The sequence below is a fragment of the Rhodanobacter sp. DHG33 genome (assembly GCF_014843005.1).
Taxonomy (GTDB): Bacteria; Pseudomonadota; Gammaproteobacteria; order Xanthomonadales; family Rhodanobacteraceae; genus Rhodanobacter_A.
Genome location: NZ_JACYXM010000002.1, coordinates 132151 through 158370, shown reverse-complemented (window position 1 = coordinate 158370; position 26220 = coordinate 132151). Strand labels below are relative to the sequence as shown.

General features: G+C 68.6%; 24 protein-coding genes. 9 read left to right on the top strand and 15 right to left on the bottom strand.

Annotation, left to right across the window (positions count from 1 at the left end):
* Positions 1–12: 12 nt before the first annotated feature.
* The gene (locus IHE46_RS03665) at positions 13–453 is read left to right on the top strand and encodes a hypothetical protein (RefSeq protein ID WP_343229980.1); all 441 of its coding nucleotides are present in this window, start codon (positions 13–15) and stop codon (positions 451–453) included.
* Between the two features lie 92 nt (positions 454–545).
* Here the strand turns inward: IHE46_RS03665 and IHE46_RS03660 are convergent, their stop codons facing one another.
* A complete protein-coding gene (locus IHE46_RS03660) occupies positions 546–1835 on the bottom strand; it encodes a M56 family metallopeptidase (protein ID WP_192163276.1) in 1290 nt (429 codons plus the stop codon).
* Positions 1828–2193 carry a BlaI/MecI/CopY family transcriptional regulator gene (locus IHE46_RS03655; RefSeq protein ID WP_192163275.1) on the bottom strand — a complete coding sequence of 122 codons (366 nt, stop codon included), beginning with the start codon at positions 2191–2193 and terminating at the stop codon, positions 1828–1830. Before IHE46_RS03655 ends, IHE46_RS03660 begins: the two co-directional genes overlap by 8 nt.
* A 146-nt stretch (positions 2194–2339) precedes the next feature.
* Between IHE46_RS03655 and IHE46_RS17180 the strand changes: the two genes are divergently transcribed.
* Positions 2340–3698, top strand: coding sequence for a 3-oxoacid CoA-transferase (locus IHE46_RS17180; protein WP_192163274.1), 1359 nt, complete (start codon positions 2340–2342; stop codon positions 3696–3698).
* A 42-nt stretch (positions 3699–3740) separates the two neighbouring features.
* On the opposite strand, the gene IHE46_RS03645 is transcribed toward IHE46_RS17180, so the two are convergent.
* Both IHE46_RS03645 and IHE46_RS03640 read right to left on the bottom strand, forming a co-directional pair.
* Entirely contained in the window at positions 3741–4469 is a 729-nt protein-coding gene (locus IHE46_RS03645) for a response regulator transcription factor (protein WP_192163273.1), read from the bottom strand.
* Between the two features lie 75 nt (positions 4470–4544).
* A complete protein-coding gene (locus tag IHE46_RS03640) occupies positions 4545–5165 on the bottom strand; it encodes an arylesterase (protein ID WP_192163272.1) in 621 nt (206 codons plus the stop codon).
* Between IHE46_RS03640 and IHE46_RS03635 the strand changes: the two genes are divergently transcribed.
* The 5 genes from IHE46_RS03635 to IHE46_RS03615 all read left to right on the top strand — a co-directional run bounded on the left by IHE46_RS03635 (position 5164) and on the right by IHE46_RS03615 (position 10410).
* Positions 5164–5856, top strand: a complete 693-nt coding sequence (locus IHE46_RS03635) for an ATP-binding cassette domain-containing protein (protein ID WP_192163271.1) — start codon at positions 5164–5166, stop codon at positions 5854–5856. The genes IHE46_RS03640 and IHE46_RS03635 overlap by 2 nt on opposite strands.
* A complete protein-coding gene (locus IHE46_RS03630) occupies positions 5853–8336 on the top strand; it encodes an FtsX-like permease family protein (RefSeq protein ID WP_192163270.1) in 2484 nt (827 codons plus the stop codon). Before IHE46_RS03635 ends, IHE46_RS03630 begins: the two co-directional genes overlap by 4 nt.
* Before the next feature lie 46 nt (positions 8337–8382).
* Entirely contained in the window at positions 8383–9012 is a 630-nt protein-coding gene (locus IHE46_RS03625; protein ID WP_192163269.1) for a glutathione S-transferase family protein, read from the top strand.
* Positions 9013–9082: 70 nt separating this feature from the next.
* Complete coding sequence (locus IHE46_RS03620) at positions 9083–9283, top strand: hypothetical protein (RefSeq protein ID WP_192163268.1); 201 nt, start codon at positions 9083–9085, stop codon at positions 9281–9283.
* Between the two features lie 14 nt (positions 9284–9297).
* Entirely contained in the window at positions 9298–10410 is a 1113-nt protein-coding gene (locus IHE46_RS03615) for an SLC13 family permease (RefSeq protein ID WP_192163746.1), read from the top strand.
* Between the two features lie 182 nt (positions 10411–10592).
* Here IHE46_RS03615 and IHE46_RS03610 read toward each other — a convergent pair whose 3' ends face one another.
* The 7 genes from IHE46_RS03610 to IHE46_RS03580 form a co-directional block, all read right to left on the bottom strand.
* Positions 10593–11366 (bottom strand): DUF4097 family beta strand repeat-containing protein, encoded by a 774-nt coding sequence (locus tag IHE46_RS03610; protein WP_192163267.1) that lies wholly within the window; start codon positions 11364–11366, stop codon positions 10593–10595.
* Positions 11367–11537: 171 nt separating this feature from the next.
* Entirely contained in the window at positions 11538–12344 is an 807-nt protein-coding gene (mazG, locus tag IHE46_RS03605; protein ID WP_192163266.1) for a nucleoside triphosphate pyrophosphohydrolase, read from the bottom strand.
* Positions 12341–13162: a 3'(2'),5'-bisphosphate nucleotidase CysQ gene (gene cysQ / locus IHE46_RS03600; RefSeq protein WP_192163265.1), complete on the bottom strand. Its 822-nt coding sequence runs from the start codon at positions 13160–13162 to the stop codon at positions 12341–12343. Before cysQ ends, mazG begins: the two co-directional genes overlap by 4 nt.
* On the bottom strand, positions 13159–13716 hold the full coding sequence (gene nudE, locus IHE46_RS03595) for an ADP compounds hydrolase NudE (protein WP_192163264.1): 558 nt from the start codon (positions 13714–13716) through the stop codon (positions 13159–13161). The genes cysQ and nudE overlap by 4 nt, the downstream gene beginning before the upstream one ends.
* 19 nt (positions 13717–13735) lie before the next feature.
* On the bottom strand, positions 13736–14080 hold the full coding sequence (locus IHE46_RS03590) for a hypothetical protein (RefSeq protein WP_192163263.1): 345 nt from the start codon (positions 14078–14080) through the stop codon (positions 13736–13738).
* 15 nt (positions 14081–14095) lie between these two features.
* The gene (locus tag IHE46_RS03585) at positions 14096–14890 is read right to left on the bottom strand and encodes an inositol monophosphatase family protein (RefSeq protein ID WP_192163262.1); all 795 of its coding nucleotides are present in this window, start codon (positions 14888–14890) and stop codon (positions 14096–14098) included.
* Positions 14887–15675, bottom strand: a complete 789-nt coding sequence (locus IHE46_RS03580; RefSeq protein ID WP_192163261.1) for a type II secretion system protein N — start codon at positions 15673–15675, stop codon at positions 14887–14889. Before IHE46_RS03580 ends, IHE46_RS03585 begins: the two co-directional genes overlap by 4 nt.
* 65 nt (positions 15676–15740) lie before the next feature.
* Between IHE46_RS03580 and IHE46_RS03575 the strand changes: the two genes are divergently transcribed.
* On the top strand, positions 15741–17102 hold the full coding sequence (locus IHE46_RS03575; RefSeq protein ID WP_192163260.1) for an adenosylmethionine--8-amino-7-oxononanoate transaminase: 1362 nt from the start codon (positions 15741–15743) through the stop codon (positions 17100–17102).
* 8 nt (positions 17103–17110) lie between these two features.
* A complete protein-coding gene (locus tag IHE46_RS03570) occupies positions 17111–17845 on the top strand; it encodes a 16S rRNA (uracil(1498)-N(3))-methyltransferase (protein ID WP_192163259.1) in 735 nt (244 codons plus the stop codon).
* Between the two features lie 15 nt (positions 17846–17860).
* Here IHE46_RS03570 and IHE46_RS03565 read toward each other — a convergent pair whose 3' ends face one another.
* From IHE46_RS03565 to IHE46_RS03550, 4 genes are read right to left on the bottom strand one after another with little or no spacing between them, the layout of a single operon-like run.
* Complete coding sequence (locus IHE46_RS03565; RefSeq protein WP_192163258.1) at positions 17861–18022, bottom strand: hypothetical protein; 162 nt, start codon at positions 18020–18022, stop codon at positions 17861–17863.
* Positions 18019–18534, bottom strand: coding sequence for a chemotaxis protein CheW (locus IHE46_RS03560; RefSeq protein WP_192163257.1), 516 nt, complete (start codon positions 18532–18534; stop codon positions 18019–18021). Before IHE46_RS03560 ends, IHE46_RS03565 begins: the two co-directional genes overlap by 4 nt.
* Complete coding sequence (locus tag IHE46_RS03555; RefSeq protein WP_192163256.1) at positions 18531–20180, bottom strand: chemotaxis protein CheB; 1650 nt, start codon at positions 20178–20180, stop codon at positions 18531–18533. Before IHE46_RS03555 ends, IHE46_RS03560 begins: the two co-directional genes overlap by 4 nt.
* Positions 20173–26175, bottom strand: a complete 6003-nt coding sequence (locus IHE46_RS03550; protein WP_192163255.1) for an Hpt domain-containing protein — start codon at positions 26173–26175, stop codon at positions 20173–20175. The genes IHE46_RS03555 and IHE46_RS03550 overlap by 8 nt, the downstream gene beginning before the upstream one ends.
* Positions 26176–26220: the final 45 nt, after the last annotated feature.

Below are 26220 nucleotides of genomic sequence, written 5' to 3'. Positions count from 1 at the left end.
GCGCTCGCTGCCGTGCTCGCGCTGGCGCTGCCGTCCTTCGCGCATGCCGGCGCGCCCACGTCCTTGTCCGCCGCCGAAGTGCCGGCACTGCTCAAGCCGCCCGCGCATGGCGTGCGCATCATCGCCATCTGGTCGCTGGACTGCGCGTACTGCGAAGCGAACATGCAGGCCCTGGCGAAGCTTCAGCACGCGCATCCGCGCGAGATCGAGCTGGTTACCGTAGCGACCGACGACATCGGACAAAGCGCGGCGATCGAAGCACGCCTCGGGGCCGCGCATATGGGTGGCTACCCGGCCCGGGCCTATGCCGAAGCCTCGCCTGGCCGCCTCGATTTCATGATCGACCCGGGCTGGGGCGGCGAGACGCCGCGTACCGAGATCATTCGCGCCGACGGGAGCCGTCAGGGCATCACCGGCGAAATCACCGAGACGCAGCTAGACAAGCTTCCATGAAGAAGGCTTCACGCTCTCTTTGAGGATGTCATCGGATCGAGGATGTCATCGAACGGCCAGGGCCTGTGCATGCGAGGCCCTGGCCACGAAGTTCAGCACCCGATGCCGGGCGTCATTTCCAGCTTGATGCCCTTGAAGCTGCCGTCCGCGCCAGCGGTATCACGCCCTATTTCGATCGTGGCGTTCTGCCTCGGCATGGTGCGCACCATGGGTTCCACCGGCTTGTCCAGCGTTCCGCCGTGGATCTCGGAGCGTATTTCTATCTCACCTTTTTCTGCAGGGAACATGGCAACCCGCCCCTGCCATGGCGGCACGTCCGTAGCGACGCCATTGATGCTCGCGTATTCGCCCGGCTTCAGACACATCTTCTTGAGCTGCTGGGCGGGCTTGCCGTCGAATGACAAACTCAGCTCCAGCGAATAGCGATCCGCCGTGACCACGGCCGGCACGGTGGCCGCATAGGCCACGCCCGCGGCCATGCCGGCGAACACCGACAGAGCAACACCGCCTACGCGACGGCGCAGGGTGGAAACCGGCTTCTGCTTCAACATGGCAATACGCTCCGTGAGTGGATGACGAGGGGACCACGCGCACCCCACCGGCAACGCAAGCGCCGGCGATTGGGTTTTCAACATCGCGTTCGCATAGCTGCGGCGTTGCGCGCCGCATTCGCGCAGCACGGCGGCATCGCAGGCGAGTTCCTGGTCGCGGCGCAGCGCGGCCAGCGCCCACCAGGCCAGCGGGTGGAACCACAGCAGCGCGACCAGCGCATGCGCGAACAGGCTCCACCAGCCGTCGCCGCGGCGCGCATGCGCGCTTTCGTGGGCCAGGATCAGCGCCTGCTCGGTGGCGTCGTAGCGCTCCGCAAAATCCGCCGGCAGCACGATGCGGCTGCGCCACGCGCCGACCAGTGCCGGGCCGACGCTTGCGTCGGCAGCGCGCAGTACCGGCCAGCGCAGCGATGTCGGCAGTGGAGTGGCGCCACGCAGCCGCCGGCGATAGCGGCGCTGCACCGCGACGGCGGACGCAAACACGATGACCGTTCCGGCCAGCCACAACAGCAAGGTGCCGATGCGCCAGTCGAAGCTGCCGGTGTTTTCTGCATGCGGCAGCGGCGCGGCCACTGCCGAAGTGATCGCATAGACCAACGGCGGCAAGCGTGCAGGTGTTGCCGTTGTATGCGGCAACTGGCTGACCAACATGGCCAGCGGCGGCAGAAGCCACAACTGGAACGCACGCTCCGGTCCGAACCAGCGGCGCGCCGGCCTGCGCAAGGCGGCGACGACCAGCACCGCCGCAGTGAATGCCAGCCCTGCCAGCCAGCCGCGCTCGGCCCATGCGGAGGCCAGCGATTCCAGACCCGGCATCTGAAGCTCACTCATCGTCCAGCTCCTTCAGCAGCTTGCGCAGCTCGGCGATGTCTTTCTTGCTGAGCTTGCGCTGTTCGGAGAAGTGCGCCACCAGGGGCGCCACGCGGCCGTCGAACAGGCGATCGAGCAGGCCCTTGCTCTCCTGCGAGACGTATTTCTCGCGGCTCAGCAGCGGTGTGTAGAGGTAACGGCGGCCGTCCTTCTCGGCCTTCACCGCCTTCTTCTTCAGCAAGCGGTTGAGTAGGGACTTCACCGTGCCTTCCTGCCAGCCCTGCGCCGGGCCGACCTCGGCGAGGATCTCTTCGGCGCTGCGCGGCGACGCGCGCCACAACACTTCCATCACTGCCGCTTCGGCTTCGCTGACTGCCATGACGCCACCGTTTACACGTGTAAGTGAATTAATGTTTACACGTGTAAATTGTCGATGTCAAGCACCCGTAAACCTCGTACAAAACGGCCGGCCGGCAATCCGTCGTATCCTTGGCGGCTGGTATCCCCCTGCATGAAGGCAAGGCAATGAACAAGGTCCACGCAACGGCGGCCCAGGCGCTCGACGGCCTGCTGTTCGACAACATGACGATTGCGGCCGGCGGCTTCGGCCTGTGCGGCATCCCGGAGAACCTGATCGCCGCCCTGCTCGCGGCCGGCACCAAGGGCCTCACCATCGTGGGCAACAATGCCGGCGTGGACGACTTCGGCATGGGTCCGCTGCTCAAGACGCGGCAGGTGAAGCGGGTGTACGCCTCCTATGTGGGCGAGAACAAGGAGTTCGAGCGCCAGGTGCTGGCCGGCGAACTGGAACTGCACCTGGTGCCACAGGGCACGCTGGCCGAGAAGCTGCGCGCCGGCGGCGCGGGCATCCCGGGCTTCTACACGCGCACCGCGTTCGGCACCCAGCTGGCCGATGGCAAGGAAACCAAGCTGTTCGACGGCAAGGAATACGTGCTGGAGGAGGCCATCCGCGCCGACGTGTCCATCGTCAAGGCCTGGAAGGGCGACCGCCTCGGCAACCTGGTGTTCCGCGAGACCGCGCGCAACTTCAACCCGATGATCGCCACCTGCGGCAAGATCTGCGTGGCCGAGGTCGAGGAACTGGTCGACGTGGGCACGCTGGACCCGAACAACATCCACGTGCCGGGCATCTACGTCGATCGCATCATCCAGGGGCCGTCGTACGAAAAGCGCATCGAGTTCCGCACCATCGCCGGCGCCAACACCGGCAAGGAAAGCCCGATGCGCACCGCGCTGGCGCAACGCGCCGCGAAGGAGCTGCGCGACGGCTTCTACGTGAACCTCGGCATCGGCATCCCGACCCTGGTGGCCAATTACATCCCGGAAGGCATGGACGTGGTGCTGCAGTCGGAGAACGGCCTGCTCGGCATCGGCCCCTTCCCCACCGAGGCGCAGATCGATCCCGACCTCATCAACGCGGGCAAGCAGACCGTCACCACCCTGCCCGGCTCCAGCTTCTTCTCCAGCGCGGAGTCGTTCGCGATGATCCGCGGCGGCCACATCGACCTGGCCATCCTCGGCGGCATGGAGGTCTCGGTCACCGGCGACCTCGCCAACTGGATGGTACCGGGCAAGATGGTGAAGGGCCCCGGCGGCGCGATGGACCTGGTCAGCGGCGTGCGCCGCGTGGTGGTGCTGATGGAGCACTGCGCGAAGGACGGCTCGCCCAAGATCAAGGACCAGTGCGACCTGCCCGTCACCGGCAAGGAATGCGTGGACCTCGTCATCACCGACCTGGCCGTGTTCGAGGTGGAGAAAGGCAAGGGCCTCACCCTGATCGAACTGCAGGATGGCGTGACGCTGGACGAGGTGAAGGCGAAGACGGGCTGCGCGTTCGCAGTGAGCCCGTCGCTGCAGAAGTAACCTTTACAACGCGCGCCGCGGGTTAGCCCGCGGCGCGCAACTTCACGCCGTGCGCGCCGACGCCACTTCCGCGTCGAGATCCGCGAGCCGGTAGCCTGCGGAATGGATGGTGTGCAGCAGCGGCCGTGGGAACGGCTTGTCGATGACGCGGCGCAGGTTGTAGAGATGCGAGCGCAACGTGTCGGAGTCGGGCAGCATGTCGCCCCAGATTTCGCGCTCGATGTCGCGCCTGCTCACTACGCGCGGCGATTCGCGCATCAGGATGGCGAGCAGTTTCAGGCCGATCGGCGACACGGTGAGCTCCTGCCCGGCGCGGGTCAGCCGCAACGTGGCGGTGTCCAGCGTCATGTCGCCCACGGTCAGCACCTCGGCGGAAACCTGGCGGCGATCGCGGCGGATCAGGGCGTGCAACCGCGCCTCCAGCTCGCGCACCTCGAACGGCTTCACGAGGTAGTCGTCGGCGCCGGCTTCCAGCCCGGCGAGCTTGTCTTCCAGCGTGCCGCGCGCAGTGAGCATCAGCACCGGCGTGGCCTTCTTGGCCTCGTGGCGCAGTTTGCGGCATATCTCCAGGCCGTCCAGGCCGGGCAGGTTCAGGTCCAGCACGAGCACGTCGTAGCTGCCGGTGACGGCAAGATGCAGGCCGCTGGAGCCGTCCGCCGCGTAGTCCACCGAGTAGCCGTTGCGCTCCAGGGCTGCGCCTACCGTTTCGGCGATCTGGCGGTTGTCTTCCACCAGAAGGATCAGGCCGGCCTGCTCTTCGAGTCCGCTCATATCGCTACTCCTGTGTGGCTTCACAAATGTGAAGAGCTAACCGGGCGCACGGTGACGATCATGTGAAAGCGCCGATCAACCGTTCAGCAACGGCTGCAGCACGCCCCATACGTTCTCCAGTACCCGGGGCTCGCCGGCGGCGGTGGGATGCAGGCCGTCGTCCTGCATCAGCGCGGGGTTCAGGGCCACGCCATCGAGCAGGAACGGCAGCAGCGCCGCGTGCTTTTGCTTCGCGAGATCGGCATAGACCGCGCGCAGGCCATCGCGGTATTGCGGGCCGTAGTTCACCGGCAGCTCGATGCCCAGCAGCAACACCCTGGCGTGCGCCGCCTGCGCGGCATCGACCATCGCGGCGAGGTTGTCGCGCAACGGGTCCAGCGGCAGCCCCTGCAGGCCGTCGTTCGCGCCCAGCTCGATCACCACCACGCCGGGGCGATACTTGGCCAGCAACGCCGGCAGGCGATTGCGCCCCGAGAGCGACGTCTCGCCGCTGATGCTGGCATTGACCACCGCCCATGGCGGCACCATCTTGCCAAGACGGACTTCCAGCAGATGCACCCAGCCCTGCTCCGTCGCAATGTTGTGCGCGGCGGAGAGCGAATCGCCCAGCACCAGCACGGTACGCGCGGGTGCGGCCTGCGCGGTGGCAACCACTCCGAATAGCAGCAGCAACAGCAAAGACAGGAAACGACGCATGAGCGACACGCCCCGATTGGTTCTCGATGTGCGCGATGTTAGCAAGTCGGTGCACGGCCCCGAAGGACGGCTGGACATACTCGACGGCGTCGGCCTGCAGGTGGAGGAAGGCGAAAGCTTCGCCATCGTCGGCGCCTCCGGTTCGGGCAAGACCACCCTGCTCGGCCTGCTCGCCGGGCTGGACACGCCCAGCGCCGGCAGCATCCGCCTGGCCGGCCATGCGCTGGAGAGCATGGACGAGGAAGCGCGCGCCGACCTGCGCCGCCGCCTGGTGGGCTTCGTGTTCCAGTCCTTCCATCTGTTGCCCGCGCTCAGCGCCGAGGAAAACGTGATGCTGCCGCTGGAACTGGAAGGCGATGCGCAGGCGCGCGACAAGGCACGCGCGGCGCTGGAAGCCGTGGGCCTCGCCGCCCGGCGCCGGCACTATCCGGCGCAACTCTCCGGCGGCGAGCAGCAGCGCGTGGCCATCGCCCGCGCCTTCGTCCATGCCCCGCGCCTGCTGTTCGCCGACGAACCCACCGGCAACCTCGACCAGCGCACCGGCCACCACGTCACCGACCTGCTGTTCGCGCTCAACCGCAATCACCGCACCACCCTCGTACTGGTCACCCACGACGCGCAACTCGCCGCGCGCTGCGGGCGACACATCGAGCTGCAGGAAGGCCGCGTGGTCGCGGAAGCGCGGGCATGAACCTGCTGCGTCTCGCCCTGCGCAACCTGCGCCGCGAATGGCGCCTGCCGGAGCTACGCACCCTGGCCGGCTCCCTGCTGCTGGCGGTGCTGGCGACGGGCATGGTGGCCACGCTGGCCGCGCGGGTGGAGCGCGGCATCCTTGCCAGCGCAGCGGAACTCATCGGCGGCGACATCGGCATCTCCGCACCGCAGACCGTGCCGGCGGCCTTTGCCGATGAAGCGCGCCGCGACGGCCTCGCCATCGCGCATGCCGCCGGTTTCCCCAGCGTGGCTTTCGCCAACGGCCACAGCCAGCTGCTCGACGTGGAGGCCACCGACGACGCCTATCCGCTGCGCGGCAAGCTGGTGCTGGCCGATGCGGGCGGCCGTCAGCGCAACGCCCACGGCCCCGCGACGGGCACCGTGTATCTCGACCATCGCGCCCTGGTGGCTTTGTCGCTCAGGCCGGGCGATACGCTGCAACTCGGCGGCAAGGAACTGCGCATCGCCGCGGAGCTGGTGCAGCAGCCCGATGGCGGCTCGCTCGTCGCCCTGGCGCCGCGCGCGCTGATGAGCCTGGCCGATGCCGGGCAGGCCGGGCTGCTCGGTACCGGCAGCCGCGCACAGCATCGCCTGCTGCTGGCCGGCGCGCCGGATGCCGTACAGCGCTGGCGTGCATGGGCCGAGCGGCAAACCCTGCCGCAGGGCGCGGAACTGATCACGCCGGAGCAGACCCAGGAACGCATGCGCACGGCATTCGACCGCGCGGGCGCCTTCCTGCATCTCACTGCCTTGCTGGCGGCCTTGCTGGCTGGCGTGGCAATTGCGCTCTCCGCGCAGCGCTATGCGCGGCGCAAGACGCCTGAAGTGGCCCTGCTGCGCGCACTGGGCACGCCGCGCCGGCGCGTGCTCGGCCTGCTGCTGCTCACGCTCGCCGCCCTGGCGCTGCCGACCGCGCTGGTCGGCGGCCTGCTCACCCTGGGCGCGGCACAGCTGGCATGGCACTTCGCCAGCACCCTGTTCGGCGGCATCCCCACCGAGCTGCCGCTGCTGCCCGCGCTGGGCGCGGCAGCGATGGGGCTGGCCGTGCTCGCCGGTTTCGCCTTGCCGCCGCTGCTGCGGCTGGCTGAGGTGGCGCCCGTCGCCGTGTTCCGCCAAAGCCTCGCGCGCCGCATGCGGCGCTTCGACGCCTTGTACCTGTTGCCCGTCCTGGTGGCATTGGCCCTGATCTGGAGCCAGAGCGGTTCGCTGCAACTCGCGGGCATCCTCGCCGCCAGCCTCGCCGGCGTGGCGCTGGTGGCCGCGTTGCTGGCGGCCCTGCTGCTGTGGATTGCGCGGTACGTGGCGCCGGGCGCACATCCCGCCTTGCGGCTGGGCCTGGCCGCGCTGGCGCGCCGGCGCGGACTCAGCGTGGTGCAGGCCACCGCGCTCGCGCTGGGCCTCACCGCGCTGCTGCTGTTGTCGGTGGTGGCGCCTGCCCTGCTCGACGGCTGGCGCCGCGAGCTGCCCATCGACACGCCGAACTGGTTCGCGCTGAACCTGCAGGACGAACAGCGCGACAGCTTCGCGCAGACGCTCGCGCGCATCGGCGCCGACCAGCTCAACATGATGCCGCTGGCGGTGGGCAAACTCACCGCGATCAACGGCAGGCCGATGGACAGCCTGCATTTCGCCGATCCGCGTGCGAAGGAATGGGCCGACCGCCAGTTGCGCCTGTCGTGGGCCGACACGCTGCCACCTGCCAACCGCGTGATCGCCGGCCAGTGGTTCGCGGCCTCGCCAGCGCAGGCCCAGGTATCGGTGGACCGCATGTGGCGCGACATGTTCGGGCTGAAGCTGGGCGACACGATGAGCTTCGACGTCGGCGAAGGCCATGTCGACGCGAGGATCGCCAGCTTCCGCCAGGTGGACTGGAGTTCGTTCCGCGTCAACTTCTTCCTGCTGCTCGACCCTGCGCATGCGGGAGCGCTGCCGCATACCTGGCTGGCCAGCTTTCACCTGACACCGGGCCACGCGCAGGCCATGGCGCAACTGTCGCGCAACTACGCCAACCTCAGCTTGGTGGACGTTGACGACCTGCTGGCGCGCATCCGCCAGATCGTCGACCGGGTAGGCGATGCGGTGCGCTGGATCCTGGCCTTCAGCCTGTTGGCCGGCGCCCTGGTGCTGGCCGCCTCGCTGGCCGCCAGCGCCGCCGAGCGCCGCCACGAAGCCGCGCTGCTGCGTACGCTGGGCGCGCGCCGCGCGCAGCTGCGCGTGGCCGCCGCCTGCGAATTCGCCCTGCTCGGCCTGATCGCCGGGCTCACCGCCGTGCTGGGCAGCGCAGGCGCCGGCCTGTGGCTGGGCCACGCCGTGTTCCACATCGACAACTTCGTGCCGCCGCTGGCGCCGCTGATGCTGGGGGCGCTGGGCTGCGCCTTCGTGGTGATGCTGCTGGGGCTGGCGGGCACGCGTAAGGTGGCGCGCACTTCGCCGATGCGGCTGTTGCGGGAAGGGTGAGGCAACCGTCACCATCGGCGGGTTCGCACCACGACGCGGGGAACCCATGTATACGCTCTACTACTCTCCCGGCACCGCCAGCATGGTGGTGCACCTGGCTCTGCTCGAAATCGGCGCGCCCTATGAATTGCGGCTGGTTGATTTCGAACGCGATGCGCAGCACAGCGACGAGTACCTCCGACTCAATCCGCGCGGCGTGGTGCCCACGCTGGTGATCGATGGCCGGCCGCGCAACGAATCGGCCGCGCTGCTGGCGATGCTCGCCGAACGCCATCCCGAGGCGAAGCTGATCCCGCCGCCGGGCACGCCGGAGCGGGAGGCATGGATGCAGTGGGTGGTCTATCTCAGCAACACGCTGATGTCCGCCTACCGCTTCTGGTTCTATCCCGCCGACCTGGGCATGGCGGAGCACACGCCGGACGCGCGCGCGGCCCTGCAGAAGAAGATCGAGGCGGTGTGGGACCTGCTCGACGCGCAGCTCGCGAAAGACGGCCCCTACCTGCTCGGCGCGACGTTCTCCGGCGCCGACCTGCTGCTCACCATGCTGATGCGCTGGTCGCGCAACATGCCCCGCCCCGCCACCGGATGGCCTGCGCTGAAGCGGCTGGCCGACCTGGTACGCGCGCGGCCGAGCTGGCAGAAACTGTACGAGCTGGAAGGCCTGAGCGAATGGTGACGCACGTTTCCTTCAGGCCTTAACGGCGGAAGATCCATCTGTACCGTACCCATCTTCACGAGGACTCTCCATGGCTAACCAAGATCCGTCCGGCAAACCCGATCCTGAGCGTCAACGCAAGCTCGCTGCAGGCATCGCCATCGGCATTGCCATCGGCAGCGGTGTCGGCGTAGCCATACACAACCTTGCAGTGGGCATCGGCCTGGGCCTGGCCATTGGTGTCGCGATGGGCGCCGGCGGACGCAAGAACAACAAACCGGATCGCGAGTGACGCTTGCAGGCGCCATGGACGACTGGTGGGCCCAGCTGAAATCCGAATGGCTGTTGTTGCTGTTCGCCGCTCTGGCACTCGCGCTGGCGCTGCTCGATCCGCATCCGTTGGCGAACTATCGACGCTGGTTGCAGGTTCCCACATTGGCCGGATTGCTCGGCCTGATGCTGGCGATCCAGGGCATCCGCGACAGTGGCTTGGTGCAGCATGCCGCAGGCGCGCTGGTGGCGCGCGTACACAGCCTGCGCGCACTCGGCCTGCTGCTGGTGACCAGCACGGCGCTGCTCGCCACGGTGCTGACCAACGACGTGAGCCTGTTTCTGATCGTGCCGCTGACGCTGGCGATAGGCGCCATCTCCAACCTGCCGGTGGCACGCATGGCGGTACTGGAAGCGCTGGCGGTGAACGCGGGCAGCACGCTCAGCCCCATCGGCAACCCGCAGAACCTGCTGCTGTGGCAGCACTCGCAGTCGCCGTTCCTGCATTTCGTGCTGGCGATGCTGCCCGCGGCCGCCGTACTGTTCGCGCTGGTGGCGGCACTCGCGCTCGCGTGGCTGCCGAAAGGCCGCGCGGAGTTGCATCCCGCGCAGGTGGATGGCCACCCGGTCGCCATGCCCTTGGCGATCGCTTCGCTGCTTGCCCTGGTGCTGATGGTGCTGGCGATGGAACACGGCCATGCGCTGGCGGGGGCACTGGCACTGGCTGCTGCCTATGCGCTGGCCGCGCGGCATGTGCTTGGCCGCATCGACTGGCTGCTGCTGGCCACGTTCGCCGCGATTTTCCTGGGGCTTGGCCATTTCGCCGAACTGCCGCTGGTGCAGCACGGACTCGACCAGCTTGCGCTCGATCGTCCGTTGACCCTGTTCGCAAGCGGCATCGCAATCTCGCAGATCATCAGCAACGTGCCGGCGACCGTGCTGCTGCTGGATCGCGCGCACGACGCCACCGCGCTGGCGGTGGCGGTGAACGTGGGCGGCTCGGGGCTGGCCATCGGTTCGCTGGCGAATCTCATCGCCTTGCGGCTGGCGGATCAACCGCATGGGTTGCGATTGTTCCACCGCGTGTCGGTGCCGTTCCTGCTGGTGAGCGCACCGGCGGTGTATCTGGTGTGGCGCTGGATGGGCTGAGCGACACCCTTTCGCTATTCCGACCCAGGCGCCAGGGAATCACCGCAAGCTGCGAGACTGTTTTGGCACCCATCGCCAACGATGAAACGATTTCGGCCACCGGGAGGTGGCCGAAATCGCATGGTTCCTTGCGAAGCGGAAGAACGAATGCGCCATGGCGAAGCATGGCAAACGGAGCGCGATCAATCGTCGTCGTGCGGTACGTTGACCTTGCCCTTCACACCGCTCTGGTTGACGTCGCCGCTGCCCTTGGCGCCGAGGCTGAGATCGCCGCCGACGTCGTGCACGCCGAGATCGCCCGAACCCAGCGTGTCGGCGTGCACGCTGCCGCCCACGTTGCGCAGGGTCACGTCGCCCGAGCCGATGCTGCCGACCTTCGCGTCGCCACGGATGCCGCTGACCTTCAGGTCGCCCGAACCCACCGAACCGGCCTGCAGGCTGCCGACGTCGTCGGCGTCCACGTCGCCCGAGCCCACGCTGGTGTCGAACGCACCGGAAATGCTGGACACGTGCAGGTCGCCCGAGCCCACCGAGCTGTGCAACTGCTGCACGCCCCTCACGCTGGCGTCGCCCGAGCCCACGCGCACCGTCACCGGCAGTTCCGGCGGCAGCTGCACGTTGGCTTCGAGATTCGCGGAGAAGCTGCCGAACAGATGGAACGAGAACCCGTTCTGCCCACCCAGTTCGACGATCAGCTGGTCGCCCTCGCGGCGCTGGGTGATCTGCAGCTTGTCCAGCGCCGACTGGTCGGACGCGCAGGCGCGGCCGTTGACCACGCCCTGCTTCGTGCCCGGCACGCCGTTCACGTGCAGGTCGTAGCTGTTGACCTCGAACTGCACGCCACGCACGCCGGCGAGGTCAAGCGACAGGTTGCGCGGCGCCTGGTATCGGCATTCGTCGGCGGCGCAGGCGGCAAGCGGAGCAAGCAGCAACAGGGCGAGTACGGTGCGGCGCATGGCGGAACTCCAGGTTGGGTATCGCATGATCTGATGCAGCCGAGCGGCAAAAGGTTGCAAACCTGCGCAAAGGGCGATTAACGAGCCGGGCGGCGAAGGCTGCAAGCCCGCGAAAGAGTAGCCGAGGATGGCCGCCCGTTTGATTCCACGATCAAGGACGATCGCAGGAATTCAGCCTTCGTCCTGCTTGACGCGGCGCCACAGCGCTTCCTGCGCGACGAGGTCGCGCTCGGCCAGCACGCCACCCTCGCCGGCAGCCAGCTGCTCCATGCGGCGGAAGCGGCGCTCGAACTTGGCATTGGCATGGCGCAGGGCGCGGGAGAAATCCACGCCGGCATGGCGGGCGAGGTTGGCCACCACGAACAGCACGTCGCCGATCTCGTCCTCCAGCCGCGCCGGATCGGCGCCGGCGTCGAACTCGGCACGCACCTCGCCGATTTCCTCGGCCAGCTTGTCGAGCACCGGGCGATGATCGGGCCAGTCGAAACCCACCGTGGCGGCGCGCTGCTGCAGCTTGGTCGCGCGCTTCCACTCGGGCAGGCCGCGCGAGACGCCGGCCAGCGCGCTGCTGTCGTGCGCCTCGCCCTTGGCGGCGCGTTCGGCCGCCTTGAGTTCTTCCCAGGCCTGCTTCTGTGCAGCCAGATCCGCGTAGCGCGTCTCGCCGAACACATGCGGATGGCGGCGGATCATCTTGGCGCTGATCGCCTGCGCCACGTCGTCGAAATCGAAACGCCCCTGCTCGGCCGCCATCTGCGCGTGGAACACCACCTGCAGCAGCAGGTCGCCCAGTTCCTCGCGCAGGTCGTCGAAGTCGCCGCGGTCGATGGCGTCGGCCACCTCGTAGGCTTCCTCGATGGTGTAGGGCGCGATGCTGGCGAAATCCTGCTGCACGTCCCACGGGCAACCCTGCGCGGGGTCGCGCAGACGCGCCATGATCGCCAGCAGTTCGTCGATGCCGCGCCGCGGGGCGTCGCTCATGGCAGGCCGGCGTCGCGCAGCTTTGCGGCCCAATCGAGGCCGGCTTCGCCCACCGCGATGAACTCGGGATTGAGCAGCGATTCGCCGCGATCGTAGCGCAGCGGCTTGCCGTGCAGGTCGAGCACGGCGCCGCCGGCTTCCTCCAGCACACATTGCGCGGCGGCGGTGTCCCACTCGCTGGTGGGGCCGCGGCGCAGATAGACGTCCGCGCCGCCGCGTGCCAGCAGGCAGAACTTCAGCGAGGAGCCCAGCGATTGCAGCGTGTAATCCTCGCCGAGCATGCGGCGCAGGCTGTCCTCCTGCGATCCGCCGTGCGAGCGGCTGCCGGCGGCGATGGCCGGCCGCGCCAGCGCGCGGGTGCTGATGCGCTCCCAGTCGCCGCCCTCTTCCGCCTGCCACCACGCGCCGATGCCGCGCGCGGCGGCGTACAGGTCGCCGGTGACCGGCGCCAGCACCACGCCCAGCACGGGTTCGTGGTTGTCGATCAGGGCGATGTTGACGGTGAACTCGCCGTTGCGCTTCACGAACTCGCGCGTTCCGTCCAGCGGATCGACCAGCCAGTGGCGCGCCCAGGTGCGCCGCCGCTCCCACGATGCCTGGCTGGCCTCTTCGGAAACCAGCGGCAGCACGGGCTCGATGCGCGCCAGGCCTTCCGCGATCACCTTCTGCGCGGCGAGGTCGGCGGCGGTGAGCGGCGAGCGGTCGTCCTTCAGCTCGACGTCGAAGTCCTGGCTATAGACCTCGAGAATGGCTTCGCCCGCGCGACGCGCCAGCACGGCGATGTCGAGCAGCAACGGATGGTCGAACGGCAGGCTCACTTCAGTTGCATCCTTCCAGCAAGGTATTCGCGCGCCATGAACAGCGCGGCGATGGAACGGCCTTCGGTGACGTCATCGCGCGCCACCAGGGTGTGCAGGTCGGCGAGCTTCCACGGCACCACTTCCAGCGGCTCGGGCTCGTCGCCATCGAGGCGTTCGGGGTAGAGATCCTGCGCCAGCACCGCATGCGCCATATGGGTCATGTAGGACGGCGACAGCGAGAGTGCGTGCAACGACGTCAGGCGACGCGCGCCGTAGCCCACTTCTTCCTTCAGCTCGCGGTTGGCGCCTTCTTCCACCGATTCTCCGGGATCGAGCCGCCCCTTAGGCAGGCTCAGTTCGTAACGTTCCAGACCCACCCCGTATTCGCGCACCAGCAGCACGGTTTCCGCGTCCAGCATCGGCACGATGATGACCGCACCGAGCCCGCCCGGCTTCATGCGCTCGAAGGTGCGGCGCTCGCCGTTGGAGAACTCCAGGTCCACCTGCTCGAGCCGCAGGAAGCGGCTGTCGGTGACATCGCGCGTGGCGTGGATGATGGGCAGCTTGGGCATCGGCCGATTGTAACTTGGCTCAAGTCAGGGGCGGCGGGGCGCTTCGTGCCTGCGGGCGGCGGGCGAATGCCGCCCACACCAGCAGGCCGATCACCACGGCGTGCAATACGCTGCCGCACATGCCCCAGATCCCCATGAGCTGCGCGAAATGGGCCATCGTCCCGCCTGCTTCCCTGGAGGCAGGCAGCCACCAGCCCTGCAGCCAGACACCGAACGACGTCACCGCGAATTGCACGGCGCATGCGATCAGCACCAACAGCGCCGACCGCGGTGCGCGGCGCCAGAACACCAGGGCCACCACGCCGCCGATCAGCGCCGCGAACAGCACGGGGCTCGCCCCCAGCAGGATCATCAGGAAAACCATCGCGGCCCCCATCCGTTACGCCCCTCCAACGCGATCGCGCGAGAACCGCCGCAATGCTTCCGCATGAATCGCGGGCGTGCCGGCCAGCACGCTGCGCGTTTCCAGCGTCAATGCACGGCCTTCCAGATCGGTGAACACACCGCCGGCTTCGCGCACGATCACCGCCAGCGCGGCGATGTCGAGAATGTTCACGTCGGACTCGACCACGAGGTCCAGCGCGCCGCGTGCGAGCAGGTGGTAGTGGCAGAAATCGCCGTAGCCGCGGATGCGGTTGCTGTCGCGGATCATCGCGCCCAGCGCGGCCCAGCGCGCATCGCCGGTGAGCGTCTTCACGTTGCCGGTGGAGATCGATGCCTGCGAAAAATCCGCGGTGCCGGCCACGCGTACGCGCTCGCCTTCGAACCACGCGCCATGGCCCGCGCTGGCCCACATCGTCTCGCCATAGATCGGTGCGCTCGATACGCCCAGTACCAGCTCGCCGCGGTCCATCAGCGCGATCTGGGTGGAGAAGAACGGCGTGCGGCGCACGAAACTCTTGGTGCCGTCCAGCGGATCGACCAGCCACAGCAGCCCGTCGCGCGCGCCGTCGAGGCCATACTCCTCGCCGTAGATGGCCGCCTCCGGCAGCGCCGCGCGCAGCACCTTGCGGATCGCCTGCTCGGCCTCGCGGTCGGCTACCGTCACCGGCGTGGCGTCGCCCTTGATCTCCACGTCCACGCCGCGCTTCCAGTAATGCTGGATCACCTCGGCGGCAGCGGCGGCGGCTTCGCGTGCTGCGGCCAGGGCCTGCGCTGCGGTTTCGGCGTTCATTGCGCGGTTTTTCCTTTGATGGCGGCGGCCATTCCGCCGCTGCGTGCGATGTGGAGGGCGCCGTCGGCACCCGGCTTGCCCAGTGCCGCGATCCAGCGTTGCAGCGCCGGGTCGGCCCGCCGCGGCTGCAACTCGGCTTCGAGTCGCCAGCCCAGCAGGCTGAACTCGAGATCGCCGGTGGTGCGCAGCGGACCTTGGCCGTCGTCCTGCCATTGTGCATGGATCACGCCGCCCTGCGCGGCAAGCGTGCCATGCAAATCGCCGAGGGCCACATCATCGTTCTTCATATGCACTGCGGCTTGCCGCCATTGCCAGTCGGCCTGCAATTCCAGCGGCCAACCGCTCTGCAGCAAGGCATGCCGTGCGTTCAGCACGATTTCGCCGCGCGGCTGGCCCAGAGGCAAGCGCATGCGCGGATCGATCAACGCCGACAACTCGGCGTGGGCCTGCAAATCAGCCACGTCCACCTGGCCCGCGGGCAACTTCCGGATATGCCCGTCCATGCCGAACTGCGGTCCGGCGAAATCGAGCTGCAGGTCGGTTTGCCCGAACAGGGCCGTACGCGACAATTGCCACTGCACGCGGCCCAGCACGCGACCCGCCGGCGAGACCACCTGGTCCGCATGTCCCTCCCACAGCGTGCCGCCCACCTGCTGCAGGCACAGGCCATGTAGCGACGGCTGCAGCAGCGGCATTGCCCAGCGCGCGGGCAGCCACCACAGCAGGGCCGCCACGGCCAGCAGCAGAACGGCCACGGCCAGGAGAATTTTCTTGAGGATTTTCAAACAGGGTTTCCGCAGGTTTCGCAGGCGCACTTGAGCGCATGCCGGCACGCGTCGATCATAACCGGATGACGAACTCCCCCGACCGCAACGCCGCGCTCGCCGCGCGCGACCTGAAGCACATCTGGCATCCCTGCACCCAGATGCACGACCACGAAACCATCCCGATGCTGCCCATCGTGCGCGGCGAAGGCGCGTGGCTGATCGACGCCGAGGGCAGGCGCTACCTCGACGGCATCAGCTCGTGGTGGACCAACCTGTTCGGCCACGCCAACCCGCGCATCGCCGCCGCACTGGCGGAACAGGCGCGGACGCTGGAACACGTGATCTTCGCCGGCTTCACCCACCCGCCCGCGATCGAACTGGCCGAGGAGCTGGTGCGCATCACGCCCTCCGGGCTGGACAAGGTGTTCTTCGCCGACAACGGCTCGGCGGCGATCGAAGTGGCGCTGAAGATGAGCTTCCACTACTGGCTCAACCAGGGTCACGGCGAGAAGACCCGCTTCATCGCGCTCACCGGCAGCTACCACGGCGAAACGCTGGGCGCGCTGTCGGTAAGCGACGTGGCGCTGTACCGCAAGACCTATGCCCCGCTGCTGCTCACGCCCATCCTCGCGCCCTCGCCGGATGCCTATGAAGGCGAGCCCGGCGAGGCGCCGGCGCAGGTCGCCGTGCGCCGTCTTGCCGAACTGCGCACACTGCTGGAGCGCCATGCGCACGAGACCTGTGCGGTGATCGTGGAGCCGCTGGTGCAATGCGCTGGCGGCATGCGCATGTACCACCCGGACTACCTCGCCGGGCTGCGCGCGCTCTGCGACGAATTCGCCGTGCACTTCATCGCCGACGAGATCGCGGTGGGCTTCGGCCGCACCGGCACGCTGTTCGCGTGCGAGCAAGCCGGCACGTCGCCCGACTTCATGTGCCTGTCGAAGGGGCTGACGGGCGGCACCTTGCCTCTGTCCGCCGTGCTCACCACGCAGCACGTGTACGAGGCGTTCTACGCCGAATACAGCGCCGGCAAGGCCTTCCTGCACTCGCACAGCTACACCGGCAACCCCCTGGCGTGCAGCGCGGCGCTGGCCACGCTGGCGATCTTCCGCGACGAGCCGGTGCTGGAGCGCAACCGCGCGCTGGCGGCGCATCTCGCGCGCAGGCTGGAGCCGCTGCGCGCGCATCCGCACGTCGCCGAGGTGCGCCAGACCGGCATGATCGCCGCAGTGGAGCTGGTGGCGGACAAGGCCATTCGCCGCCCCTTCCCCGCCGAAGACCGCCGCGGCCTGCGCGTATATCTGCATGGCCTGCAGCACGAGGCTCTGCTGCGCCCGCTGGGCAACGTGATCTATTTCATGCCGCCCTACGTGGTGAGCGAGGCGGAGATCGATCACCTGGTCGCAGTGGCCACGTCCGGCATCGAACGGGCCGTGGTGTAATCCGCCCCATGCGCACCATCCGTATCCATGTCGACCTGCCGCTGGCTGCCGGAGTCGAAACGGCCTTGCCGGCACAGGCCGGCGAGCACGTGGCACGCGTGCTGCGCCTCGCGGCAGGCGACCCGCTGACGCTGTTCAACGGCGACGGCAACGACTACGCCGCAACGATAGCCAGCGTCGGCAAGCGCGAAGTGCTGGTGCGGGTGCTGGATCGGCAAGCCGTGGATCGCGAATCGCCGCTGCGCCTCACCCTTGCGCAGGGCGTGGCGCGCGGCGAGAAAATGGACCTGATCGTGCAGAAGGCCACCGAACTGGGCGTGGCGCGCATCGTGCCGCTGCTCACCGAACGCTCCGAGGTGAAGCTGGACGCCGCCCGCGCGGAAAAACGCCTGATGCACTGGCGCGCCGTGGCGGCCAGCGCTTGCGAGCAGTGTGGCCGCGCCTGTCTGCCCGAGGTTCTTCCTGCGATGCCGCTGCAGGCCTGGCTGTCCTCGCTGGATGGCGACGCGGCCCTGCGGCTGGCGCTGCTGCCGGAGGCCGCGGTTTCCGCGCGCGAAATGCAGCCGGTCCGCGATGGCGCGCTGCTGGTGGTCGGCCCGGAGGGCGGCCTTGGCGAGCGCGATGTGGCACTGCTGAGCGAGGCCGGCTTCACCAATCTGCGGCTGGGACCGCGCGTCCTGCGCACGGAAACGGCCGGACTGGCGGCATTGGCCGCGCTACAGGCCCTGCACGGGGATTTCTGACCGGCGGGGGCGAAGCTACTTCCGCGCCCGCGCCCAGAACACGACCGCGACACCAACGAACGCCGCCGCCGTGCCATAGAAGGCTGGCTGCCTGCCGATCACCGCTGCCACAAGCATCATCACACCGGCCAGCACGAACAGCACGCTGCTGACGCGTGCCTGGCGGCGGTCCGTCACGCGGTGCCGTCCAACGCTTCCGGCTCGCCGTGTTCTTCCGGCTTGTCCAGCGCCAGCAGTTGCACCAGCTCCGCCTCGATGCCTTCGAGGTCGGGGATCACGGCCACGTCGTCGCGCACCAGCACCTGCGCGCGCACGCCCGGCGGCAGCTCGTTGCCATCGTGGGTGGGGATGATCAGCTCGGCGTTGAGCGTGGTCAGGCGCGGGAAACCCTGCGTGAGCACGGCGATGAACGGCATTTTCGGATGCCCGCCCAGCGCCTTCAGCACGGCGACACGCACGGTGAGTTCGGCATCGCCCTCGCCCGCACCCGCCAGGCGCGCGAACGACACCAGCGGCACGCGCCAGCCGCGCCAGGCGAAGCGGCCAAGCAGCCACTCGGGCGCATCCTCCACGGATTCGTGGGCGGGCTGGGTGATGACTTCGGCTACGGTCGTGTTGGGCAGCAGCAGGCGCAGGCTGCCGGCCGGCACCAGCACGCAGCGGATTTCGCGGGGCAACTCGTCACTCATGGATAGACCTCGATCAGATGCGCTGCCAGTTCGTGCAGCGTTCCGGAATAGCTCACCAGCCGTTCGGCGAAGATGCCGCTGACCATGTCGGCGTAGTGTTCGCCGTTGGCGGACTCCACCCACACCTGGCCGCCGCGATCATGGATCGCCTGCGAACCCGCCACGGCGTCGGTGGAGCGGCCGGCGAACACGATGCCCAGCGCGTCGCGCCCGAAGGCGTTCGCCGCCATGGTGAAGCTGGTGTCGATCGACGGCTCGCGGTCTTCGCCGTGTTCGCGCAATTCGACCCGACCGTCGCGGCGCAGCTGCACCTGGCCACTCGCCGGCACCAGCAGCACTTCGCCACGGCGCGCGCGGCTGCCGTGCTTCGCCAGCTGTATCGGCAAGCTGGAATGGTTCGACAGACGCTCCAGCACCGCCTCGGCCGGCTGCGTGCCGAAATGCTGGGTAAGCAGAATCGTGTGCCCCGCGGAAGCAGGCAGGCTCGCCAGGAATGCGCAAACCGAATCCAGGCCATCGACCGCCGCTCCCAGCAGCACCACGCGGCTGAGCGCGTTGCCGAGGTCGTCCAGCAGCATCTCGTTGGAGGATTGCTGCTCCCAGGCGCGCGGCGCCACGGCCTCCTCCATCGACACCAGCTCCAGGCTCATCGTCGGCTGGAATTCCGCCTCGGCGGGCTCGACGTCAGGCGCAAGGAAATCGGCGGCGCTCAGCTTCTGGACGCCGAAGTTGGCGGCTTCCTCAGGCTCGGCGTTTTCGTGGGCGGCCGCGTCATGGTCGACCAGCGCCCAGCTGTCGGGCACCGAAGGCGCCTTGGCTGTTTCGGCACGCACCGGCGGGGGTGCGGTTTGGGCAGCGGCATGTTCGTCGCCAGTGTGCAGCGCAAAACTGAAATCGCCATCGTGCAGCGGCAGTTCATCGCGTACGGCAACCGGGGCAGGCTCTTCTTCCGGCAACAGCGATTCATCTTTGGCGAGCAGCGCGGCGAGTTCCGCCTCGAGGCCGGCCGAGACTTCGAGGTGGTGCGCCACGGATTCGTCGCCCGGGCCGGAATGCGCGGCCAGCTCGGCGCCCGACGGGTCCGCCGGAGCCGGTTCGGCAAGCAAGGCAGCCAGCTCAGCTTCCAGGTCGTTCGATGCAGCGAGGGTTTGCGCTGCCGGCTCTTCAGCGGCGTGATCCGGATGATCGTCGGAGAGCGGCATGTCGGAGCCCGCTTCCGGCGAAAAAGCCGCGACGGGTTCGGCCACCTGAGCCGCCACCGTAGGCACCGTCTCGACCGCCAATGCATCCGCCGGACGCGGCGGATCCACGTCGCCGCTCGCCAGCACCTTCATCGCCAGATGGCGCGCCCAGCGCGCACGGTCCCAACCGGCCAGCGCATGGCTGGCACGGGCATCGTTGAGCACCAGCCGCGGACGCTCGCCCTCGATCATGCCGAACAGGCGCTCGAAGGATTCGTCGTCGTCCTCGTCGAGGTTCACCACCAGCACGTCCGGATCGAGCTGCCGCAGCAACGCGCTGTCGAAACCCGCAACATTGCCCTCGTGCACGATGCGCGCGCCGCGCTCCTGCAGCGCCTCGCGCAGATGGCTGCCCAGTGCGGCATCATCGAACAGGAGTGCCACCGCGGGCAGCGCTTCAGCCATGGTGCGACTCCTGCGCAGCCTGCTCGGCGGCGCGCTGCTCCAGCACCTCCGTGATCTGCGCCAGCAGCTCGGCTTCCTGGTACGGCTTGCCGAGGTAGCGGTCCACACCGATGTCGAATGCGCGCTGGCGGTGCTTCTCGCCGGTGCGCGAGGTGATCATGATGATCGGCACGTCGCGCAGGCGTGGGTCGGCCTTCATGTGGGTGGCCAGCTCGTAGCCGTCCATGCGCGGCATCTCGATGTCCAGCAGCATCAGGTCGGGCACGCGCTCGTGCAGCTTCTCCAGCGCGTCCACGCCGTCCTTCGCCGTGCCCACTTCGTATTCGTGGCGCTCCAGCACGCGGCCGGTGACCTTGCGCATGGTGATCGAATCGTCCACCACCATCACCAGCGGCCGTTCGCGCTGTTCCTCGACCTTCGGCAAGTCGATCGCGGTGATGCCGTCCGCCAGGCGCTGCTCGCGACGCGCGATGCCGTGGCGGACCAGCGGAGCCAGGTCGAGAATCACCAGCACCGAGCCGTCGCCCATGATGGTGGCGCCCAGCACGCCCGGCACCGAACTCACCTGCGGGCCGACGGACTTCACCACGATTTCGCGCGAACCCAGCACCGCGTCGATGCGGATCGCCGCACGCAGGTCGCCCGCGCGGGTGAGCAGCAGTGGCGGCTGTTCGCCTTCCGGCGCCGCACCCGGCGGCAGGCCGAGCAGATCGGACAATTCGTGGATGCCGTACTGGCCGCCGGCGTGATCGAACACGGGATCGTGTTCGGCCATGCGCGCGATCAGTTCATCGGCGTCGACGCGCGCCACGCCCTGCACCGAAGTCATCGGGATCGCGAAGGTGTTCTCGCCGATGCGCACCAGGATGGCCTGGGTCACCGCGAGGGTGAACGGCAGGCGCAGCACGAAGGTGGTGCCCTTGCCCTGTTGCGACTCGATGGCCAGCGAACCGCCCAGTTGCTTGATCTCGTTCGCCACCACGTCCATGCCCACGCCGCGGCCGGCGAGCTGGGTGACGGTGCTGGCGGTGGAGAAGCCGGGCTGGGTGATGAGGCCGAGCAGCTGGTCGTCGTTCAGGCGCGCGTCGGCAGCGATGAGGCTGCGTTCCAGCGCACGCTTGCGGATGGCATCGCGGTCGAGGCCGCGGCCGTCGTCGGTCACGCGCACCACCACCTCGGTGGCCTCGCGCGTCACGCGGATGCGCACCGCGCCTTCCGACGGCTTGCCCGCCTTGCGGCGTTCCTCCGGCGACTCGATGCCGTGCGCCACCGCATTGCGCAGCATGTGCTCGAACGGCGCCTTGAGGCGGTCGAGCAGGTTGCGGTCCATTTCGCCGTGCGCACCGTCCACGTAGAGCTGGGCGTTCTTGCCTTCCTCTTGCGCGGCCTGGCGCAGGGTGCGGCGCAGGTTCGGCACCATGGTGTCGAACGGCAGCATGCGCGTGCGCAGCAAACCTTCCTGCAGTTCGGTACTGACGCGCGACTGCTGCACCAGCAGGTTTTCGGCCTGGCGGGTCAATTCGTCGAGCACGCCCTGGATGGACACCAAGTCGGAGACCGACTCGGCCAGCGAGCGCGAGTACTGCTGCAGCTGCGAGAAGCGGTCGAGCTCGAGCGGATCGAACGCGGTGATGCTTCCGGCCTCGCGATGTTCGCGCTGGAAGCGCGCGATGATCTGCGCCTCGGTTTCGATTTCCAGCATGCGCAGCTGGCTGCGCAGACGCTGCACGGTCTGGTCCAGTTCGACCAGGTTGAAGCGGTAGCCGGACACCTGCTGTTCCAGGCGCGAGCGGTAGATCGCCACTTCGCCGGCGTGGTTCACCAGGTTGTCGAGCAGCTCGGCGCGGACGCGGATCTGTTCCTGCGCCGAGGACGCGCCTGCACCGTGCTCTTCGGGCAGCAGTTCAGGCAGCGGCACGGCCGTGGCAGGCTGCACCGGCGGCGTCACCACACGGGCAGCCAGCGTCGCGTCATCGGCGAATTGCTGCTCGCCGGCCAGCGCCAGCAGGTGATCGATGGCGGACTGCGGGTAAGCCGGCATCTGCCCCTGCGACACGTGCTGCACCATGGTGTGCAGCTGGTCGAAGTTGGTTTCCAGCACGGCGATCAGCGGGATCGCCTGCGCCGCACCGGTCACCGGCTTCTCCAGCAGCGTCTCGATGGCGTGGGACAGATCGCCCACCGGCATCAGGCCGGCAATGCGTGCACCGCCCTTGAGCGTGTGCAGGTCGCGCTGCAATTCGCCGAGGTGGCTGACCGCGGCAGGCTCGGCATGCCACTGCGCCAGCACGCCGTCGGCGTGATCGAGGATTTCGCGCGCTTCCTCGACGAAGACCTCGAGCAGGTCGGCGTCGATCGGCAAGTCCGAATGGGCGGCTGCGGCGTCGACGACCGGTGCGGCGCGCACGGCTTCGGCCGCGGCGCGACGGGCTTCGGCCGCGGCGTGTTCCGCTTCCTGTCGCGCCTGTTCGGCAGCGGCGGCTTCCGCGGCGCGCTGCTCGGCAGCCGCTTTCTCGGCCGCGGCGCGCATCTGCGCTTCCGCCGCTTCGCGAGCGGCGCGCTCCTGGGCCAGCCGCGCCTGCTCGGCACGTTCTTGCTCGGCGCGCTCCTGCTCAAGACGCTCTTGGTCGAGTCGTTCCTGTTCGAGTCGCTCTTGTTCCAGGCGTTCCTGTTCGGCGTGCTGCGCAGCCTGTTCGGCGGCGGCGCGTTCAGCCGCCTCCTGCTCTGCGGCTTCGCGAGCGCGCTGCTCGGCTTCGGCACGTTCGGCCTCGGCGCGATCCGCTTCCTCATCGGACGGAGCCGCCTCGTGCTCGTGCAACTCGTAGGCGCCAAGGGCAGCCGTCAGCGCCCCCGCGTACTCGTCGTGGCGCTCCGTTTCCTCCGGTTGTTCCGTCGGATCGGGACGATCTGCTGCAGCCTCGTGCTCGTCCGCGCCAGCTTCCTTCGTCGCCGCATCGTCGGCATGGGCCGCATGCTCGAGCGGCGGCAACGCGGGTTCGGCATGGTGCTCGGCGGCGACATGCGCCACCAACGGCTCCGGATAGCGGTCGCGCAGCTCGGTCAGCTGCGTCGTGAGCTGGTCGATGTTGGGCAACTGCGGCGTGGCCACGTCGAACTGGGCCATCGTCTGGTCGACCACGTCGGCCGAACGGTCGAGCAGGCGCACGCCTTCCACCGGCAATGCCTGCCCGGCATGGCGCACGCGCTTGAGCAGACTCTCCAGCGGCGACAGCAGCTGAGTGAGCAGCGGAATCTCGACCATCGCAATGGCGCCGTGCAGGGTGTGCACGGCACGCAGCAGGTCTTCGCTCACCGGCAATTCGCCGCTGCCGCGATGGATCGCGGTGCGGATGGTCTGCAGGTATTGCGCGACTTCGCTGCGCAGGATTTCCAAAAGCACCGGATCGACCGACGGCAGCGGCGACACGGCCAGCATTGCCAGCGGCTCGGCCGGCTCGGGCGTGGCGACGCTGTGGGCATCGACGACGGCGGCGGACGGAATGGCGGCGGCGTCGAACCGCGGCACGCGGCGGCGCACGATGCGGCGCACGGTTTCCGTTGCGGCCGGCGTGTGATCCTCGATGCGTGCGGTAGCGTCGCCCGCGGCCAGCTTGCCGGCGGTCTGCATGATCGCCTCGACCGGCGCATGCGGCGCGCCTTCGCCCTTCAGCGACCCCAGCAGTTGCGGCAGCGCGTCGATGGCATGGCGCACCAGTGCCTGCACGCCCTCGTGCGGCTCGATGGTGTGGTCGAGCACGCGGTTGAGCATGTCCTCCACCTTCCAGGCGAATTCGCCCAACGCAGCGATGCCGACCAGCCGGCCGGAACCCTTGAGCGTGTGGAAGGAACGTCGGATAGGTGTCAGCGCTCCGAGCTGCGCGGGATCGGCCAGCCAGGTGGCTTCGGCGCCGCGCAGGTTGTTGATCTCCTCCTGCATCTCCTCGAGGAAGATCTCGCGGATATCGTCGTCGATACCCTCGGCATGCTGGTTGAAATGGAAGCCTTCGGCGAGCACGCCGCTGGCCGGCACCTGCTCTTCGATTTCCTCTTCGATCTCGATCCAGTCCGCATCTTCGCTTGCCATGGCAGGCGGCGCAGTGAGTTCGGTCTGCGCATAGCGCAGCCCTTCGACGTCGTGCGCTGGTACTTCGCGCGGCGTCTCCGGTGCGACAAACAGATGGCTGGGGTCATTGCCGGCATACAGGCTCACCGACTCGGTCAGCGCTTCGCCTTCGCGGTCGTGCGCAGACGCATCGGCGGATGCCCCCGGCAGCGGCGAGCGCTCGGCCGGCAACGGCCAGTAGCCGAGCTGGCCAAGGCTGTGCTCGGCCACGTCGATGATGTGCGCCAGGCCGCCGCGGTGCTCCTGCGCCGCTTCCAGGTAGTACTCCAGCGCGGCCAGCGCGTCGGCCAGGTGGTCCATCTGCGCGCCGCTCGGCACGCGACGGTCGACCAGCAGCTCGTTGTGGATGAAGCGGCCGATGCCTTCGGCCAGCTCGGCCGGGCGCTCGGCGGACAGCATGCGCGAGGCGCCGGCGATCTCGCTCATCCGGGCCGGCGCCTCGATCAGGCCCGTGTGGTCCCAACCGGATTCGACGAAACCGACGATGGCTTCCTTCACCTTTTCGGCGTTGCGGATCGCCTCCTGCATCACGGTGCTCAGGATGCTTTGCGCTTCGCTGCGCGGCAGCCCCGGTGCGACGGCATCGCCTTCGTGCGGCAATTCCCCGCCCGCGCCGAGGGTCTCGATGTGGTCGTCGAGCGATGCTTCCACGTACAGCAGCGCACCGGCCACGTCGAGCAGGCTTTCCTCGTCGACGGGGCGCAGCTTTGCGACGATCTCCTCGAGCACGCGGCGCTGTTCCTCGATCACCCGGCGCGGCACGGAGAGCGCCAGCATGCCCAGGGTGTCGCCCACGCGACCCAACTGCTCGCACTGCGGCGCCAGCGAAGCCGGATCGGCGCCCGGCTGGCGCTGGAACAGGTCGAGCGCTTCCTTCACGCGCAGCAGGTCTTCCTTCAGGGCCTTGGCCACCGAATCGAGCAGTGCGCGGTTGTGCCCGGCCATCGAGCCGCGGGCGTGTTCCAGTTCGTCGGCGTCGGGCAGCAGGCTGTCCAGCGCGTAGGTACGGCGCAGCAGCTCCATGTGCGGGCTGTGCTGGCGCGACTGCGCCACGATGTACAGCAGGCGGTTGCACAAGTCGTCGGCATCGCCGCCGCGCAGGCTGCCCTCGCCCTGTTCGATCAGCTGGCGGATGTGGCGATCCACTTTGCCGAGCAGCTGGCGCAGCTCGGTGGCGTGCGCCCCCAGCATGCCGTGCTCAAGTCCTTCCACCACTCCGGCGGCGATCCACCACAGGCGCCGTCCATGCACGTGATAGCAGCGCGCGGCGATCGCCTGCAGCGCCTTGCGCATGCTGGGCAACGACTGCGACTGCCCACGGAACCAGGCCAGCATGTGCTGCTGGAATTGCAGGCGCAGTTCGGCGAGTTCGCCGCGGCGCTCCGCGGCCTGCGCCTCGCTCATGGCGGCCGGCGCCTGCGAGGGGAGGAACGCGTCGAGATTGGGGCGGAACAGCGCCGCCTCGGTCAGTGCTTCCTGGTCACGGCTGGCACGCAGGTCGTTCAGCAGCGGCAGCAGCACCACCGGCACGTCGCGATGGCCGCCGGCGAGGCGCTCGAGATAGTCGGGCAGTTGCATCATGCCGCGCATCAGCGCGGCATAGGCCTCTTCGCGCTGCGTGACGTGGCCTTCCAGCAGCGCGATGGCGAGCATCTCCATCTCGGTCGCCACCATGGCCGGCCCGGGCAACTCGACCATCCGCAGCGTGCCTTGCACCTGATGCAGGTGGTCGGCACAGGCGCGCATGGCGTCCTGGCGGGCCGGGTTGTCGACGTAGGACTCCAGCGACTCGCGGGCGTCCGACAAGGTCTGCTCCAGTTCGGGACGAACCCACTGGAGGGTGGTGAAATCGATGTGGTCTTGAAGTCTCATGCACTTCCCTCAGCGGTTGCGCGGCGAATCGCCACGCCACCATCG